This is a genomic window from Peribacillus sp. NPDC076916 (assembly GCF_050269675.1).
Lineage (GTDB): Bacteria > Bacillota > Bacilli > Bacillales > DSM-1321 > Peribacillus > Peribacillus aracenensis.
Window position 1 is genome coordinate 25,850 of the sequence record NZ_JBNNIU010000008.1, and the last position, 17,476, is coordinate 43,325.

Annotated in this window: 14 protein-coding genes, 1 riboswitch and 1 other annotated feature; of the genes, 8 read left to right on the forward strand and 6 right to left on the reverse strand. The window is 43.1% G+C overall.

Annotated features, from left to right (window positions below):
• Positions 1 to 152: 152 nt before the first annotated feature.
• Entirely contained in the window at positions 153 to 1,289 is a 1,137-nt protein-coding gene (gene wecB / locus ACQKFG_RS20220; protein WP_427562152.1) for a non-hydrolyzing UDP-N-acetylglucosamine 2-epimerase, read from the reverse strand.
• A gap of 196 nt (positions 1,290 to 1,485) precedes the next feature.
• On the opposite strand from wecB, the gene ACQKFG_RS20225 reads away from it, so the two are divergent.
• Genes ACQKFG_RS20225 through ACQKFG_RS20235 form a run of 3 tightly spaced genes read left to right on the forward strand, consistent with a single transcriptional unit; the run spans position 1,486 to position 5,374 of the window.
• Positions 1,486 to 2,691 carry a glycosyltransferase family 4 protein gene (locus ACQKFG_RS20225; RefSeq protein ID WP_353872637.1) on the forward strand — a complete coding sequence of 402 codons (1,206 nt, stop codon included), beginning with the start codon at positions 1,486 to 1,488 and terminating at the stop codon, positions 2,689 to 2,691.
• Between the two features lie 23 nt (positions 2,692 to 2,714).
• Complete coding sequence (locus tag ACQKFG_RS20230) at positions 2,715 to 4,031, forward strand: glycosyltransferase (RefSeq protein ID WP_427562155.1); 1,317 nt, start codon at positions 2,715 to 2,717, stop codon at positions 4,029 to 4,031.
• Between the two features lie 41 nt (positions 4,032 to 4,072).
• Positions 4,073 to 5,374, forward strand: coding sequence for a nucleotide sugar dehydrogenase (locus ACQKFG_RS20235; RefSeq protein WP_342614715.1), 1,302 nt, complete (start codon positions 4,073 to 4,075; stop codon positions 5,372 to 5,374).
• A 383-nt stretch (positions 5,375 to 5,757) separates the two neighbouring features.
• On the opposite strand, the gene pckA is transcribed toward ACQKFG_RS20235, so the two are convergent.
• A complete protein-coding gene (gene pckA, locus ACQKFG_RS20240; protein WP_427562158.1) occupies positions 5,758 to 7,344 on the reverse strand; it encodes a phosphoenolpyruvate carboxykinase (ATP) in 1,587 nt (528 codons plus the stop codon).
• A gap of 430 nt (positions 7,345 to 7,774) precedes the next feature.
• Positions 7,775 to 7,937: riboswitch (SAM riboswitch) on the forward strand.
• Between the two features lie 167 nt (positions 7,938 to 8,104).
• Between pckA and metK the strand changes: the two genes are divergently transcribed.
• Positions 8,105 to 9,295 (forward strand): methionine adenosyltransferase, encoded by a 1,191-nt coding sequence (gene metK / locus ACQKFG_RS20245; RefSeq protein ID WP_192206810.1) that lies wholly within the window; start codon positions 8,105 to 8,107, stop codon positions 9,293 to 9,295.
• 436 nt (positions 9,296 to 9,731) lie between these two features.
• Here metK and ACQKFG_RS20250 read toward each other — a convergent pair whose 3' ends face one another.
• Complete coding sequence (locus ACQKFG_RS20250) at positions 9,732 to 10,250, reverse strand: gamma carbonic anhydrase family protein (protein ID WP_192208059.1); 519 nt, start codon at positions 10,248 to 10,250, stop codon at positions 9,732 to 9,734.
• A gap of 210 nt (positions 10,251 to 10,460) precedes the next feature.
• Between ACQKFG_RS20250 and ACQKFG_RS20255 the strand changes: the two genes are divergently transcribed.
• A complete protein-coding gene (locus ACQKFG_RS20255; RefSeq protein ID WP_192206809.1) occupies positions 10,461 to 11,264 on the forward strand; it encodes an alpha/beta hydrolase in 804 nt (267 codons plus the stop codon).
• Between the two features lie 69 nt (positions 11,265 to 11,333).
• Here ACQKFG_RS20255 and ACQKFG_RS20260 read toward each other — a convergent pair whose 3' ends face one another.
• From ACQKFG_RS20260 to ACQKFG_RS20270, 3 genes are all read right to left on the reverse strand, one after another.
• Positions 11,334 to 11,729, reverse strand: a complete 396-nt coding sequence (locus ACQKFG_RS20260) for a hypothetical protein (RefSeq protein ID WP_427562163.1) — start codon at positions 11,727 to 11,729, stop codon at positions 11,334 to 11,336.
• A 137-nt stretch (positions 11,730 to 11,866) separates the two neighbouring features.
• Positions 11,867 to 12,439 carry a class I SAM-dependent methyltransferase gene (locus tag ACQKFG_RS20265; protein ID WP_427562166.1) on the reverse strand — a complete coding sequence of 191 codons (573 nt, stop codon included), beginning with the start codon at positions 12,437 to 12,439 and terminating at the stop codon, positions 11,867 to 11,869.
• Complete coding sequence (locus tag ACQKFG_RS20270) at positions 12,436 to 13,395, reverse strand: TIGR01212 family radical SAM protein (RefSeq protein ID WP_353872633.1); 960 nt, start codon at positions 13,393 to 13,395, stop codon at positions 12,436 to 12,438. Before ACQKFG_RS20270 ends, ACQKFG_RS20265 begins: the two co-directional genes overlap by 4 nt.
• Before the next feature lie 168 nt (positions 13,396 to 13,563).
• On the opposite strand from ACQKFG_RS20270, the gene ACQKFG_RS20275 reads away from it, so the two are divergent.
• From ACQKFG_RS20275 to leuS, 3 genes are all read left to right on the forward strand, one after another.
• A complete protein-coding gene (locus tag ACQKFG_RS20275; RefSeq protein WP_063234889.1) occupies positions 13,564 to 14,070 on the forward strand; it encodes an SMI1/KNR4 family protein in 507 nt (168 codons plus the stop codon).
• 95 nt (positions 14,071 to 14,165) lie between these two features.
• A complete protein-coding gene (locus ACQKFG_RS20280; protein ID WP_192206805.1) occupies positions 14,166 to 14,429 on the forward strand; it encodes a DUF2524 family protein in 264 nt (87 codons plus the stop codon).
• Between the two features lie 154 nt (positions 14,430 to 14,583).
• Positions 14,584 to 14,815: a binding site (T-box leader), on the forward strand.
• Between the two features lie 54 nt (positions 14,816 to 14,869).
• A complete protein-coding gene (gene leuS, locus ACQKFG_RS20285) occupies positions 14,870 to 17,284 on the forward strand; it encodes a leucine--tRNA ligase (RefSeq protein WP_342614713.1) in 2,415 nt (804 codons plus the stop codon).
• The last annotated feature ends 192 nt before the right edge of the window (positions 17,285 to 17,476 follow it).

Below are 17,476 nucleotides of genomic sequence, written 5' to 3' on the forward strand. Positions count from 1 at the left end.
GTAAAGTTATTGATCTACCCAAACTATCACATAGGTATCTAACATTTTCAAATTCAAATTAGGATTAGTTTTGTACTCTTTGTTAATCTGGCTGAATAGAAAAAGCCTGCCGCTTATGTGACAGGCTTTTCTCATTATTTTCTTCTGCTTTTTCATAACGGAAGGGGGGATTTCATTCCGCAATGCTTTAACAGGATTTCGACAATCCGCTGTGAAGCGAATCCATCTCCATATGGGTTGGAAGCTGTCGCCATTTTTTTATAGGTTTCTTCATTTGTAAGTAGGTCTGAGGCTAATTGATAAATTCGATCTTCCTCAATCCCTGCCAATAAGAGAGTGCCAGCGTCGATTCCTTCCGGACGTTCCGTCGTATCGCGCAGCACGAGAACGGGAACGCCTAGTGATGGGGCTTCTTCCTGCACGCCTCCAGAATCTGTCAATATTAGATGGGCGTGCGCCGCAAAATTATGAAAATCAAGCACCTCAAGCGGCTCTATTAAGTGAAGTCTTTCCGTTTCACCAAAAATCCGGTAAGCAATTTCACGGACTACTGGATTTTTATGAAGCGGGAAAACGACTTGGATATCTGTGTGATCTTCAAGCAGCCGTTTGACGGAACGGAATATTTCTTCCATTGGTTTTCCGATATTTTCTCGTCTGTGCGCTGTCATCAATAACATACGATCTCCATTCAAGCCAGATAGAATCGGATGTTCATAGTCTTTCCGTACTGTTGTTTTCAAAGCATCGATAGCCGTATTTCCAGTAATATGGATACTATCACTCTTTTTATTTTCCAAAATCAGATTCTCTGCCGCCTGATTAGTTGGGGCAAAGTGCAAATCAGCCAAGACGCCCGTCAGCTGCCTATTCATTTCTTCAGGATATGGAGAATACTTATTACCAGTCCGGAGACCAGCTTCAACGTGGCCAATCTGTATCTTATTATAGAAAGCTGCCAAGCTTGCGATGAAAGTTGTCGTTGTATCCCCATGTACGAGGACGATATCCGGTTTTATATCTTTCATGAGCGAACTCAATTTTTCAAGCCCTCGAGTCGTAATCTCTTCTAATGTTTGTCTATCCTTCATCATATCCAAATCGTGATCTGGCTTTATTTGAAAACATTGCAAGACTTGGTCGAGCATTTCCCTATGCTGGGCAGTGACCACCACGATGGTTTCTATTTCTTCTTGATGCTTTTTCAGTTCCAAAACGACTGGTGCCATTTTGATAGCCTCTGGTCTTGTACCAAATACGGTCATGACCTTTATACGTTGATTAGGCATGCTCATTTCCTCCTCTTCTGAATGTCTCCCCCATTATAACGGGAAGTTCATGGGAAATTTAAAAATGAAACAATTATTAACAGAATTTTTACAATATTAATGAGGACTTTATAATTCTTTAACCTTCAGTTAATATCTGGCATTTACAATATAAAGCAGGAAGCATAGCTCAGCAGAATAGAGGTGATAGGCGAATATGAAAAGCGTCCTGATGATCGTACAAAACTTTTATCCGGAAATCGGAAGTGCGGGAAATAGAATGAAAAATATATATCTCCATTTGAAAAGAAACGGATTTGAGGTAACGGTCATCACATTGAAGCCGAGTTATCCTAATCAAAGTTTATATCAAGATACAAAGTTTTGGGATGAAGAAAGCATTGAAGAAGATGTCATCAGGATTAAACCGGACAAAGTGAAGAGGTATACAAGCAATATGGGGAAGCGGTTGCTTCATTATCTTGAAGCAATGTGGCTTTTCATTTATACAATTATCCGTCTCGAAAAAAAATATGATTATGTGTTCGCCACGACCCCGCCGATCTTCCCGACATTTGCGGCATTGATCGCCAAGAAGAAGATGAAGGCGAAACTCATTACCGATGTCAGGGATTTATGGCCGGAATCGTTGATAGGAGTTGGGGTATTCACTAATAAGTGGGTTTTGAAAATCGCCTTCTTCCTGGAAAGGAAGCTATATCGGCATTCGGATTTTATTATCATCAATAGTCCTGGTTTCAGGGATTATATCGTTGCAAAGGGAGTCCAGGAAGAGGCCATCCAATTCATCCCTAATTCGCTTACTGCGGATGAGCTGACGTTAAAGAATTTGCTTACACCCGTATCGGAAAACGTAATCAAGGTCGTTTATGCGGGGAATATCGGACTGGCTCAGGACTTGAAAAAACTAATAGCCGTGGCTGAAAAGCTAAGGGAACATAAACAAATCGAGTTCTCGATGATTGGATATGGATATCGGATATCCGAAGTGGAGAAAGAGATAAGCTCTAGAGGGCTGACTAATATTAAGATGATTAATGCGATGAATCGAAGAGTGACCCTTCATGAAGTTTCAACATCCCATATTGCCTATGTGAGCTTGGTTGAAAAAGAAGTATTCAATAAAGTTTTGCCTGGTAAAATCATCGATTATATGTGTGTCGGAAAACCGATTGTCGGTGATGTGGACGGCAGGGCCAAGAAGATGCTCAGAGAGGCGAAATGCGGGTTGGTGGCAGAGAGCAGGAATGTTGATGAAATCTGTCAACATATCTTGACCATGGCCTCAGATCCAGCCCTTCGCGAAGAACTGGGAGAAAATGGTCATCGGTATGCTAAACAACATTTTCAATGGTCTAAAAATATTAAAGGTCTCATCAATGTGATGGAAGCGTCAGGCTGAAAAATCCGGAAGTGGAGGACAACATGGCGAAGAAAGTATGTATGTTCGTGTGGAATCACTTTACAAACGATGCGAGGGTTCTAAGAGAGTGCACAGCACTTACTGAAGCTGGTTATGAAGTCGATTTAATTGCCATTCATAACTGGAAAATCGAGGGCTTGCCCAAAAAGGAGAAACACCAAAATGGTTTCTCCGTCACTAGGGTGAATAACCGCTGGGAGGGGCTTCATAGGGTTCTCAGGATCGTAGGCAAATTGAAGAAAAAGAAGTTTGAAATCGTTCTATTGGCCTTATTGGTCTGGAATACGTTGTGGAACTTGAACTTGATCAACGGCTGGCTGGGATCGGGAATACTGTTCGGTTCCCTTGCACTCCTTGCGATGTGCACCATGATCATCACTAAAACGAAGCTGCCGACCTTATTAACAAGGAGCTATATTTTTGGTCAAATGATCTATCATGGCCGGAAAAGGAAATATGACTTTTATCATTCGAATGACTTGAATACGCTCATGCAGGGAGCGATCAGCAGTAAATGGTTGAGAAGAAAAAAGCTGATTTATGACTCGCATGAGGTGCAAACGAGCAGAACGGGATATAATAGCCGGATTTACGGGCTGATGGAGAAATTCCTATTAATGTTCGTCGATGAAATGATTGCCGAGAACCATACGAGAGCTAAGTATAACGAAGACTTATATGGTCTGTATCCCAAGGTGGTCCATAACTACCCGATACCAACCAATCCTGAGGAAAGTACGGCCGTGAATTTGCATGAGCTGCTCGATTTGCCAGAGGGTGAACCGATATTGTTATACCAAGGCGGCGTGCAAATGGGAAGAGGATTGGAGCAATTGGTTGATGCTGTACCGATGATCGAAGGCGGGACGGTAGTTTTTATCGGGGATGGAAGAATCAAGGACGAATTAATGAAAAAAGTAAGAGACATGAATCTGGAGCATCGTGTGAAGTTCCTGCCGAAGGTTCCGGTCGACGAGCTGCTCCACTATACAAAAAATGCGTATTTAGGTTTTCAGATATTGAATAATGTCTGCTTTAATCACTACTCCGCATCCTCAAATAAATTGTTTGAATACATGATGAGCGGTGTGCCTGTGGTTGCCTGCAGCTTTCCTGAAATACAAAAGGTTGTCGATACAGAAAAAATCGGTGTGTGTGTCGATTCACATGATCCAAAATCAATTGCCGAAGGCGTCAATTACTTATTGAAACATCCTGAAAAAAGGGCGGAAATGAGTAATAACTGCCTGGAGGCGCGACAAAAGTACAATTGGAAACAAGAGAAGGAAATCTTTATCGAAATCTATCAAACAGCCTAACGAATGTGAGTATAGCAGAAAAATAGATAGGAGTGGTTTATATGAAACTTTGTACAATCGGACTTGGTTATATAGGACTTCCAACTTCTTTAATGTTTGCGAAACACGGTGTCGATGTTGTCGGCGTGGATATCCATCCTGAGATTATTTCCAATTTGAATAGCGGCAGGCTCCATATCGAAGAACCAGGTTTAGGAGAGGTATTGCAAGAAGTGCTTATTTCCAATAAGTTCAGAGCTGCGTTAAGCCCGGAACATGCGGATGTTTTCATTATCGCGGTGCCTACACCAAATAAAAAGGACATACATCAATCTTGTGATTTAACTCATGTCATGGATGCAACCTCCAACATTCTTCCTTTTATCAAAAAAGGGAATGTCATCATTATCGAATCGACGATAGCGCCGAGAAGCATGGATGATCATATTAAACCGCTGATCGAGAGGACGGGCCTTACCATCGGAAAAGACATTTTCCTCGTTCATTGTCCGGAACGTGTTTTACCTGGAAGGATTCTTGAAGAGTTGGTCCATAATAACCGTATCGTCGGAGGCATCACGGAAACATGCTCATATAAAGGAAGTCTTGTTTATAAAACCTTCGTTCAAGGGGAAATCATTCAGACGGATGCGAAAACGGCTGAAATGTCCAAACTGATGGAAAACACCTTCAGGGATGTCAATATCGCCCTTGCGAATGAGCTGACGAAAATCTGTTTCGAGCTTGACATCAATGTTTTGGATGTCATATCGATGGCAAACAAACACCCTCGTGTGAATATACACCAACCTGGGCCAGGCGTTGGCGGCCATTGTTTGGCGGTCGATCCATATTTCATCGTTGCAAAGGCACCAGAGTATGCGAGAATCATTAAATTGGCCCGTGATACCAACGTATCGATGCCTTATTATATCGTTAATTCCGTAAGGATGATGCTAGAGGGGATCCGGAATCCAAAAGTAGCTGTTTTCGGTCTTGCATACAAAGGAAATGTAGATGATATTCGAGAAAGTCCCGCCATTGATGTCGTCAATATCTTGATGGGGATGGACAACATGGATGTAGCCTTGCATGACCCGCATGTCCAATCCGGAAAGATGCCAGTCGTATCTGTCGAAGACGCAGTAAATGATGCCGACTTGATACTTGTCCTGACTGACCATGATGAATTTAAACAGATGGACTATGATAAGCTATCGAATCTCATGAGCAATAAATTGATTTTGGATACACGCAATTGCATTGATGCAACTAAAACAGAAGTCCCGGTGGCCAACCTGGGCAATATATATGAATACAAAACGATGTCCATGAAAAAAGCCAGGAATAAAGCGATCATCTAAAAACTTGGACAAACATCGTTAATGGAATAAGGATAAAGGAGGCGCTGTCTATGACAGTGCCCTTTTTCCAATGAAGAAAAGGACCAAGCAAGAGCTTGATCCTTTCAGACAAATTGTAGAAACATTCCTTTCCGCCGAGACTGTCTGTGTCTGACCAAGCCTCTCGTACTGGGCACCTGGGGAGGGAAGCCAGTTATTCGACTGCAAGCGCCGTTTTTCGCCCTGCCCAGCATTATATACGACCGTAGACGCCATTTTTCGCCCTATTTTGCTTAATAAAGAAACCATGAAGGAAAACATATTCTTGGTTCGGGAAGAGATACTTTCTTTTCGACAAACTGAAAGGACCAAGCCAAGGGCTTGATCCTTTTGTGTGAAATTTATTAAGCTGTCGGTCCGCCAAGTTCTTCGATTTCACTTGGAACGCTTTTGAATTTCTTGAAGTTTGCACGGAATTGAGCGGCAAGGTCTGTTGCTGCTTCTTTATAAGCTGCAGGATCTGCCCAAGTCTTGATTGGTTGAAGCACTTCATCAGGAACACCAGGAACATGAAGCGGGATATCCAAACCGAAGATATCATCTTTGATCGTTTCGATGTTCGCTAATTCACCTTCAAGTGCAGCTTGTACCATTGCACGGGTGTAAGCCAGTTTCATACGGCTTCCAGTTCCATATGCACCGCCAGTCCATCCAGTGTTGACAAGGTATACCTTTGCATTGTGCTCGTCGATTTTATCACCAAGCATCTCGGCATAGCGTGTAGCTGGAAGCGGTAAGAATGGTGAACCGAAGCAAGTGGAGAATGTAGCTTCCGGTGAAGTTACGCCTCTTTCAGTACCAGCCAATTTACTAGTGTATCCGCTTAGGAAGTGGAACATTGCCTGTTCTTTGGAAAGCTTGCTGATTGGAGGCAAAACGCCTGAAGCATCAGCTGTCAAGAAAATGATTGTATTTGGATGTCCTGCAATACTTGGGTTCACGATGTTATCGATCGCTTGCATTTGGTAAGCAGCACGAGTGTTTTCAGTCAATGAACTGTCATCATAGTTCGCTTCGCGTGTATCCGGATCAACAACAACATTTTCCAGTACGGCACCGAAACGGATCGCATCGAAAATTTGTGGTTCTTTTTCACGTGAAAGGTTGATCGTTTTCGCATAGCAGCCGCCTTCGATGTTGAATACGCCGTTAGAAGACCAGCCGTGCTCGTCATCGCCAATCAGTTTACGGCTCGTGTCTGCAGACAAAGTCGTTTTGCCTGTACCGGACAGACCGAAGAATAAAGCGACGTCCCCTTCACGTCCTACGTTAGCAGAGCAATGCATTGGAAGTATTCCAGCCTCTGGAAGTAAGTAGTTCATGATCGAGAAGATCGATTTTTTCATTTCTCCTGCATATTCCGTTCCGCCGATCAGGATGGTACGGCGTTCAAATGAAACGATGATGAAAGTTTCGGATGTAGTTCCGTCAACTTCCGGGTCTGCTTTGAAGTTAGGTGCAGAAAGGATTGTGAATTCAGCTTCGTGACCTCTCAATTCCTCTTCGTTTGGACGGATGAACAAAGTATGGGCGAAAAGGTTATGCCAAGCATATTCATTAACAACACGGATCGGAAGACGTGATGTTTCATCTGCACCAGCGAAACCTTTAAAAACAAAAATCTCTTCTTTTGCTTTTAGGTAGTCAACTACTTTATTATATAGTTTATTGAATACATCTTCGGAAATTGGCTGGTTCACTGGACCCCAATCGATTTTATCTTTAACTGATGCTTCTTCAACGATATATTTATCTTTAGGTGAACGACCTGTATATTTGCCAGTTTCAGCTTTTACCGCACCGGTGGATGTTAGAACGCCTTCATTTCTGCTTAATACTTTTTCGACCAATTGAGGAACTGAAAGTTGAGTTTGCACATTGTTTCCTGTTAATAATTGGTGTAACTCATTAGAAACGTCTACAGAATTCATATATGAGGTACCTTCCTTTGTTTAAGTTTTTAGATTACAATTAGTATAACACATTCATTTAATTAGTCTATACTATTTCTTTTAATTTGTGATTATTTTCAGTTAGTTGCATTAATCATTTTAATCCGGCAGGAACCGATTCAGGATGACCGCATAAACTTTCATGAAGATAATTTTATTTTAATAGGAAGTAAGTAAGCAATATATGACTAAAGGGAAAGTCAGGATTTCGTTCCTTTTCGGATGCTCATTACTTTATTATTAATGGCAATTTACAACATTTCTATTCGTATTTTGCATTGTAAGCCCTTCTAGGACGCTGCATCAACATGTTTTTTCAAATGAACGCCATTCTGGATGGATATCATCTTTTTAGAAAAGCATTGACAAGTTCCAGCCAGATACGATAATATCTTAAATTGTACGGATTCTCTTATCCCGAGTTGGTGGAGGGACAGGCCCTTTGAAACCCAGCAACCTGCCATATTGAACTTGACTCCAAGATCGATCGCCGAAAATAAAGCGAAGGTCTTCAAGGAATAGTGGTGATGGTGCTAACCTGAGCAAGGTAAAAAACCCTTGAACGATAAGAGTGAAAGGATAGAAGACAGAATGTTAAACCTTTCCTCATTTGCCAGGGAAGGTTTTTGTGTTTTTTAATAAGTAATTCTGTGTCTATAGTTGAAACTAATGAGGGAAACGAGTTCCGTAAAATTCAGGCTTTTGCCTGCAACATACTAACTTCCAAGGAGGAAATACGATGTCAAAGAAACGTCTATTTACTTCTGAATCTGTTACAGAGGGCCATCCGGACAAAATTTGTGATCAGATTTCAGATTCCATTTTAGATGCTATCCTAGCTAAGGATGCAAATGCACGTGTTGCGTGTGAAACTAGCGTAACTACAGGTCTTGTACTTGTTGCCGGTGAAATTACAACCTCCGCTTACGTAGATATTCCGCGTATCGTTCGTGATACGATTAAAGGAATTGGCTACACACGTGCGAAATACGGTTTCGATGCTGAAACTTGTGCAGTGTTGAGTTCCATTGATGAGCAGTCTGCCGATATCGCAGCTGGTGTCGATAAAGCATTGGAAGCTCGTGAAGGAAACATGTCAGAGGAAGAAATCGATGCAATCGGTGCAGGGGACCAAGGTCTTATGTTCGGATTTGCTTGTAATGAAACAGAAGAGCTTATGCCGCTTCCGATTTCATTGGCGCATAAACTTTCATTCCGCTTGGCTCAAGTCCGTAAAGATGAAACTCTTGCTTACCTGCGCCCTGATGGTAAAACACAGGTAACTGTGGAATATGATGAAAATAACGTTCCTGTTCGTGTAGATACGATCGTTATCTCTACACAGCATGATGCAGAAATTACGCTTGAACAAATTCAAGCCGATCTAAAAGAACACGTGATCGAGGCAGTCGTTCCAGCTGAATTGATCGATGCCGATACTAAGTACTTCATCAACCCGACTGGCCGTTTCGTAATTGGCGGACCTCAAGGGGATGCTGGTCTTACTGGACGTAAAATCATCGTTGATACTTACGGCGGATACGCTCGCCACGGCGGCGGTGCATTCTCTGGTAAGGATGCTACTAAAGTTGACCGTTCTGCTGCATACGCTGCTCGTTATGTTGCGAAAAACATCGTGGCAGCCGGACTTGCCGACAAAGCGGAAGTTCAATTGGCCTACGCAATTGGTGTTGCAGAGCCAGTATCTATCTCAATTGATACGTTCGGAACTGGTACAGTTAGCGAAGAAGTCCTTGTTGACCTAGTTCGCGCTAACTTCGACCTTCGTCCAGCAGGTATCATCAAAATGCTTGACCTTCGTCGCCCGATCTACAAACAAACAGCTGCCTACGGACACTTTGGCCGTACAGATGTCGATCTTCCATGGGAACGCACGGACAAAGCAGAAACATTAAAAGCACAAGCGTAATCCATATAAAAAAAGGTGTCCCGCAATTAGCGGGGCACCTTTTTTATGGATTAATTTTGCCGTCAGCGGGAATAATTCAAGAAATCCCAAAAAAATTCAACTTATGTGCAATACGCGTGAGTCAGGGGCGTTTACAAGTTTGTTTGGGTCAACTACTCGTGAGTTAGAGCAGTTTACTCGTGAGTTAGTAGCATTTACTCGTGAGTTAGTAGCATTTACTCGTGAGTAAGAGCGGTTTACTCGTAAGTTAGTAGCATTTACTCGTGAGTAAGAGCAGTTTACTCGTGAATTAGAGCAGTTTACTCGTGAGTTAGTAGCATTTACTCGTAAGTTAGAGCGTTTTACTCGTGAGTAAGAGCAGTTTACTCGTGAGTCTGTAACGTTTACTGGTGAGTTTCAGTATAATACTCGTAACTTTCAGTCAATTGGTGGTGAGTTACTTTATTCGTTCCGCCGTTTTATAGTATTGTCCTTTTTCGGCGTATTCACGTACGATGCGTTCCATATCCTGGCGGTCTTCTTCGTTGATTTCGCGAATGACTTTAGCTGGACGTCCGAATGCCAGCATGTTCGGTGGAATGACTTTACCTTGGGGAACTAGACTGCCGGCACCGATGAAGGCCCCTTCGCCGATTTCGGCTTCATCTAGCACGATCGATCCCATGCCGATCAAAGCTCCTTTGCGGATTTTACAGCTATGTAAAATGACCTGATGGCCAATGGTCACTTCATCCTCGATGACCAATGGATTATTTGGGCTTTGGTGCAGGACGCTGTTATCCTGTATACTGACTTTTTTCCCGATGATGGTTGGGGATACATCACCGCGAATGACGGAATTGAACCAAATGGATGTTTCGTCGCCGATTTTGACATCACCTGTCACGACAGCATTCTCAGCGATATAAGCGCTTTCAGCGATTTCAGGTTCTTTGCCTTTATACGGATAAATAATCAATTTCAATCATTTCCTTTCCGAAGTGAATGTTTTTATGTATTATTTTAATATACCGTATGCAAATACACTTGGCTATTTATAATAGCAATGTACAACTTGTTAGATTTCTTTTTTGTCGAAAATCACGAATATGGTTATAATTTATATATATTATTTTGACTATCATGAATCGTACACAACAAGTGAAAAGCGAAAGGGGGATTTCGAATGTGGAAATGGGAGACAGAAGGAGACGCAAAAGGAGTCATTGTCATCATTCATGGGGCAATGGAACATCACGGACGTTATAAGTGGGTAACACAAATGTGGCTTTCAGCTGGATACCATGTCGTCATGGGCGACCTTCCTGGGCAGGGTATGACAACTCGCGCCTACCGGGGACATATCGATTCCTTTGATGAGTATTTGGACGAAGTGAAAAGCTGGATAGAAGAGGCTTACGAATATTCGTTGCCGGTCTTTTTGCTTGGACACAGCATGGGTGGTTTAATTTCGATACGCCTTCTTCAGGAAGAGGAATGGGACATTGCAGGGGTGATTCTTTCTTCTCCATGCTTGGGCCTCGTAACGAAGCCGCGGAAGTTCCTTACAACCATCTCGCATGGTTTGAACATCGTGATGCCTCAGTTCAGGGTAGATTCCGGATTGACACCTGAAATGGCGACGAGAAGTGCGGAAATCCGTGAATCCGATAGAAACGATACATTATATATCACGAAGGTTTCAATCCGCTGGTATCGCGAGCTTGCACAGGCCATGAAGGATGCTTTTGAAGAGATCCCTGAATTTCAGGATGTGCCGCTTTTGGTCATGCAGGGCGGAGATGACCGAATCGTGAATAAGAAGGCGGTTCGTGAGTGGTTTAATTATAACTTGGCCAGTGAAAAGCAATATAAGGAATGGCCGAAGCTTTATCATGAAATCTTCAATGAACCAGAACGGGATGATGTATTTCAATATGCGCTGAGTTTTGTTGAAAACCGTTTAAAGATATTAGGGTATGTCGTTTGATCAGTACATACTTTCACGATAAATGAAAAAACTGCCGAATGTAAATCTCGGCAGCTTTTTTTATTTGGTTCAGCCTGCGTTTTTAAGCATTTCATTCGATTTGATGACCGGTGCCCAGAAAGTAACCGGATACATAAATTGTTTTAAATGTGTAAATTCTTTTTTATTGGATAATGCGGTCGATAGAAGATAAATGGATTTGAAGGTCAAGTCATTGGCGAATAGGTCCAAAAGAGTCGCTTTCATATTCATGATCGCTTCATGGTTTTGGGTGGAAATCATTAAATCGAGCTGTGGCAGGAACTTATCAAAATGATGATCGAATTGTTTGAGGTCCTCCATGGTTTTTTGTTTTTCTGTCAACGAGTTAAGCGAGCTGACAAAATCCCCGTATTGCTCATTTGAATCCCTTTTGATTTTTTCAGTCAATATATCCGTCAGTAATGAAGTAGGCAAATGTTCCATTCTCTGCACCCTCTTATCTATTTTCTATCATTATAATCATTATAGACGAAAAATTCAAAAAGTTATGGTTGGTAATTCTGCTGCCTGCGAGTTGGGATTGAAAAAACACCGTTCGTGGCGAACGGTGTCAAAAGTCATCATCTTTTTTCAATCGCGACAATGAATGGCGGATTATTTGCTTGGTTGATGAACCCGTATTTCAGGATATGGGCTTTCTGTTGAGGGAAGTTCTCTACGTAATCCATCAATGCATCCCGTTCTACCGATCCCCCCGGATGACCATGGTAAATGACGAGGATGATGATGCCTTCAGGCGCCATCAGTCCGAACAGCTGTTCAATGGCTGATATTGTCGTATCGGCTTGGGTAATGATTGATTTGTCTCCGCCAGGAAGGTAGCCTAGGTTGAAAATGGCACCTGTGATCTTTCCGGAATGTTCATTCTTGATGTATTTGCTTATATGTTCATGCCCATCGTGAATGAGGGTGCAGCGCTCTTGTAAATTCTCGGCGTCCAGTTTCGCCGCTGTGGTTTGGATCGCTTCTTTCTGAATATCAAAACTATAGACATGTCCATTTACACCTGTAAGCCCTGCAAGAAAGGCCGTATCAAAACCGTTGCCCATCGTCCCATCCATGGTTATATCCCCGGGGCGGACCGCTTTTTCCAGCAGAATCCTGGCGAATGGCAAAATTCGATCAAGCTTCATGATTGTACCTCCGTGTGATGATTTTTTCCCTGCCAGCTGTTGCGGCGTTTCAATTCGGCGTCAATGGCATTCAAGACATCCCATTTATTGACGCTCCACATTGGACCGATCATCAAATCGATCGGACCGTCACCCGTAATGCGATGGACGATCATTTCTGGAGGGATTATTTCGAGCTGGTCACATACCAGGCTGACATAATCGTCACGGTCAAGAAATTCGAGCAGGCCTTTTTCATATTGTTTGACCATCGGTGTCCCTTTTAATAGATGAAGTAAATGGATCTTTATCCCCTGCACATCGAGTTTGGCGACTTCACGGGCTGTTTCCATCATCATGCCGTAATCTTCCTGAGGTAGGCCATTGATGATATGGGAACATACGCGGATGCCGTGTTTACGCAGTTTATCGACGCCTTCTTTGTAGCAATCGAAGTCGTGGGCACGGTTGATCATCGTTGCGGTCTTTTCATGAACGGTCTGGAGACCAAGCTCCACCCAAAGGTAGGTGCGTTCGTTCAATTCCGCTAAATACTCGACTACATCATCTGGAAGGCAATCCGGGCGTGTCGCGATCGAGAGTCCGACGACACCTTCCTGGGTCAATACACTTTCGTATTTCTCGCGAAGCTCTGCCACGGGTGCGTGCGTATTCGTGAACGCTTGGAAATAGGCCATATATTTTCCATCTTTCCATTTATGATGCATCCGTTCGCTGATCTTCTTGAACTGTACGTCGAGGGGTTCAACCCTGTTGCCCGCAAAGTCACCAGAGCCTGAGGCACTGCAGAAGGTACAGCCGCCATGTGCGACGGTGCCATCACGGTTCGGACAGTCAAAACCGCCATCCAGGGCAACTTTAAAGACCTTATGTCCAAAATGTTCCCTCAGGTGGTAATTCCATGTATGATATCGTTTGTTATCTGTTGCATATATAAATGGGTTTGCTTGATTCAAATCAGCAACCTCCTAAATAAAATAAAGAGCAACATATATTATACAACATTCTCGCAGCTAGGTCTTTTTTCGAAAAATAAGCGTATACTGTATACTTGAAGGCTAAACATTTTGCTGCTATTTCCAGTATATCTTTGAATGACTATATCCAATCGGGAGCTGATGGACATGACCGGTCAAGTTGAAGAAGCGATTAATCAAATGAAAAAGAAATTAGCCGAAAATAATCAGGTGATCGAAGTAAATGAAGATGGGTTCATCTACAAAGCCACTTGCACCTTCAATTCACCTGCTTCGGATGAACAAATTCATTCCTTTGAAAAGAAAACCGGACTGCTTCTGCCCGAGGATTATAAGGAGTTTTTAAAAATAACCAATGGATGCCGTCTGTTCGATAATGTGGAATCGGGTGGGGAAAATGATTTATACAGTCTGGATGATATTATTAATTACACATATGAAAATTCCTACGAGGGATGCTATAAAGTGGCCTGCATTTATCAAGATAATATCGTCATCGATGGGGAAGCAGTCGCTAAAGGCGATAAGGAGTATTTAATGGTAAAAGGCCATATCGACGATTTTGAAGAAGGCGAGAAACTCCATATGGGCTTTGCTGAATGGATCGAGCAGTTCATTTCCCATCAAGGTGAGAAGTTTTGGGATAAAGGTTGAATGCTCAAAAAAAATGATAATCCAACCGTTATTTGCTCAAACTAGACAAGATGATTCCGAATCATCCAAATGAGACGCGAAGGAGAGGGTTTGAAATGGCAACCAGACAATCCGTCGATCATTTTTTAGAGCAATGTGAAGGGGCTCTCCATTTTGCAGAGTATGAATTTAACGAGGCCTCACGGCAGGAGCATTATGATGATGAACAATTTCAAAATTCGCAAAAGTATATCGAAGAGGCTTTGACGGATATGGAGCGATTGTATGCCAGTTCGAATGACCAGCAACGGGAAATGCTTTCGCGGATGAAGCAGCAGTTGAATCAATTGAGGAATGAAATGATCTTACTGCGGCATTAAATGGAAGCAAGGGAGCTATGAATGAATAGCTCCCTTTTTTGCACAATTTTTCTTTAAATCGCATATATAATGAAAAACCTGTCGATAATGTTTATGTACGGCTATTGCAATTGTCGGTGAAATTGACTAGAATAAAATAAAATGCAATATTCTCATAAAGACTGTGATGAGGAATAGTAGCGGTTTAAACCAATAAAGAGAGTTGACGGGTGGTGCAAGTCAACCTGGGATGGTCGTGAACTCGCCTTGGAGTCCCGGGTGTGAAGGTGAAAAGTAATGCCTGGCGTTTTAATCCATGTTACGGATGTTTTAAGCTGGGCGGATTTTAGCTATCGCCAATGTGGGTGGTACCGCGGGAAGATATACATAATCCTCTCGTCCCTATTTTGGGATGAGGGGTTTTTTATTGTTTTTTTATACGGAAATTAGGAGGAAATGATATGAGTTTTGATCATAGAAGCATAGAAACGAAATGGCAAAAGTATTGGGAAGGCAATAAGACATTCAAAACGGGTGAAGAAAGCGGCAAACGCAAATTCTATGCGCTGGATATGTTCCCGTATCCTTCAGGGGCCGGTCTTCATGTAGGGCACCCGGAAGGTTATACGGCAAGCGATATCCTGGCACGGATGAAACGGGCGCAGGGATATAATGTATTGCACCCGATCGGCTGGGACGCTTTTGGACTTCCAGCAGAGCAATATGCGATCGATACGGGAAATGATCCAGCTGAATTCACGGAGCACAACATCAACACGTTCCGCCGCCAAATCAAAGCCCTTGGTTTTTCTTATGACTGGGATCGCGAAATAAACACGACAGATCCCGACTATTACAAATGGACGCAATGGATCTTCTTGAAATTATATGAAAAGGGCCTTGCATATATTGATGAAGTGGCCGTTAACTGGTGTCCGGCACTTGGTACGGTATTGGCTAACGAAGAAGTCATCGATGGGAAAAGTGAGCGTGGGGGCCATCCGGTGGAGCGCCGTCCGATGAAACAGTGGATGCTTCGTATCACGGCGTATGCAGACCGCTTAATCGACGATCTGAATGATGTGGATTGGCCGGAAAACATCAAGGATATGCAGCGTAACTGGATTGGCCGTTCCGAGGGAGCGGAGGTTACATTCAATATCGATGGCTTTGATGAAACATTCACGGTGTTCACGACTCGTCCGGATACGTTATTCGGTGCAACATATGCCGTATTGGCACCTGAACATCAGTTTGTCGATAAAATTACATCGGCTGATCAAAGGGCGGCAGTTGAGGCCTATTTAGATGAAGTGAAACATAAAAGCGACTTGGAAAGAACAGACTTGGCAAAGGATAAATCAGGCGTGTTCACGGGGGCTTATGCCATTAACCCGGTAAACGGCGAAAAAATGCCGATCTGGATTGCCGATTACGTGTTGATCAGCTACGGAACAGGAGCAATCATGGCCGTTCCTGCCCATGATGAGCGTGATTATGAGTTTGCAGTCAAGTTCGACTTGCCGATCAAGGAAGTCGTAGCTGGCGGAGACGTGACAAGTGAAGCATATACAGGCGATGGACTTCATGTGAATTCGGAATTCCTTGATGGATTGAATAAAGAAGAAGCCATTTCGACCATGATCAAATGGCTGGAAGAAAAAGAAATCGGAACGAAGAAAATAACATACCGCCTTCGCGATTGGTTATTCAGCCGTCAGCGTTACTGGGGTGAACCGATTCCAATCATCCATTGGGAAGACGGCACGATGTCTCCAGTGAAGGAAGAAGATCTTCCGTTGATTTTACCAAAAACTACGGACATCAAGCCTTCAGGTACAGGCGAATCACCACTTGCGAACATATCGGAATGGGTGAATGTTACGGATGAAAATGGACGAAAAGGGCGCCGTGAGACAAACACGATGCCACAGTGGGCAGGCAGCAGCTGGTACTTCCTACGTTATATCGATCCTGACAACAAGGAAGCACTTGCGGATCCTGAAAAATTAAAAGAATGGATGCCGGTCGACATTTATATCGGCGGCGCCGAGCATGCGGTGCTTCACTTGCTTTACGCTCGTTTCTGGCATAAATTCCTGTATGATATTGGTGTCGTGCCAACGAAGGAACCATTCCAAAACCTATTCAACCAAGGAATGATCCTTGGCGAGAATAATGAAAAAATGAGTAAATCCAAAGGGAATGTCGTGAACCCGGATGATATCGTTGAAAGCCATGGTGCCGATACACTTCGCATGTACGAAATGTTCATGGGACCATTGGATGCTTCGATTGCCTGGTCCACAAACGGATTGGACGGTTCTCGCAGATTCCTTGACCGTATCTGGCGTTTATTGGTCAACGATGACGGTACGATCACAGATAAGATGACAGAAACGGATGACACGGGCAAGCTCGAAAAAGTCTATCATCAAACGGTTAAAAAAGTGACCGAGAACTATGAAGAATTGAAATTCAATACGGCGATTTCACAATTGATGGTATTCATTAATGATGCTTATAAAGCGGATTCGCTGCCTAAAGTATATATCGAAGGCTTCGTAAAGCTGCTTGCACCAGTTGCACCGCACATCGCCGAGGAAATTTGGTCTAAACTGGGTCATTCCGAAAGCATCACGTACGGAACATGGCCGGCTTTCGACGAAGCGAAGTTAGTGGATAACGAAGTCGAAATCGTCATCCAAATCAACGGAAAAGTCAAAGCGAAATTAATGGTGCCGACTGACACTACGAAAGAAAAACTGGAAGAAATCGCGATGGGTGATGATTCCATCAAAGAACAAATCGATGGGAAGACCATTCGTAAAGTGATTGCCGTACCAGGCAAATTAGTCAATATCGTCGCCAACTAAATAATAATGATTGGAAGCTGTCCCGCATACTTTTACTGCGGGGCAGCTTTTTTTCGCAGTCATTGACCGGCCATAGGAAATAGGTCATGTTAGGATTTTCACCGATTTGAATCTATCGAATATTGGCAACGACTATCGTCATGAGATGACCATCGGAACTCAAATATCTTGCTTAATTGGTACATGTGAATC

Bases quoted from the DNA above. Each gene is read 5' to 3' on its own strand.
- ACQKFG_RS20225 (WP_353872637.1), top strand. From the start codon at position 1,486: ATGAAAAGCGTCCTGATGATCGTACAAAACTTTTATCCGGAAATCGGA.
- pckA (WP_427562158.1), bottom strand. From the start codon at position 7,344: ATGAATTCTGTAGACGTTTCTAATGAGTTACACCAATTATTAACAGGA.
- wecB (WP_427562152.1), bottom strand. From the start codon at position 1,289: ATGCCTAATCAACGTATAAAGGTCATGACCGTATTTGGTACAAGACCA.
- ACQKFG_RS20275 (WP_063234889.1), top strand. From the start codon at position 13,564: ATGACCGGTCAAGTTGAAGAAGCGATTAATCAAATGAAAAAGAAATTA.
- ACQKFG_RS20265 (WP_427562166.1), bottom strand. From the start codon at position 12,439: ATGAAGCTTGATCGAATTTTGCCATTCGCCAGGATTCTGCTGGAAAAA.
- ACQKFG_RS20255 (WP_192206809.1), top strand. From the start codon at position 10,461: ATGTGGAAATGGGAGACAGAAGGAGACGCAAAAGGAGTCATTGTCATC.
- metK (WP_192206810.1), top strand. From the start codon at position 8,105: ATGTCAAAGAAACGTCTATTTACTTCTGAATCTGTTACAGAGGGCCAT.
- leuS (WP_342614713.1), top strand. From the start codon at position 14,870: ATGAGTTTTGATCATAGAAGCATAGAAACGAAATGGCAAAAGTATTGG.
- ACQKFG_RS20230 (WP_427562155.1), top strand. From the start codon at position 2,715: ATGGCGAAGAAAGTATGTATGTTCGTGTGGAATCACTTTACAAACGAT.
- ACQKFG_RS20280 (WP_192206805.1), top strand. From the start codon at position 14,166: ATGGCAACCAGACAATCCGTCGATCATTTTTTAGAGCAATGTGAAGGG.
- ACQKFG_RS20235 (WP_342614715.1), top strand. From the start codon at position 4,073: ATGAAACTTTGTACAATCGGACTTGGTTATATAGGACTTCCAACTTCT.
- ACQKFG_RS20260 (WP_427562163.1), bottom strand. From the start codon at position 11,729: ATGGAACATTTGCCTACTTCATTACTGACGGATATATTGACTGAAAAA.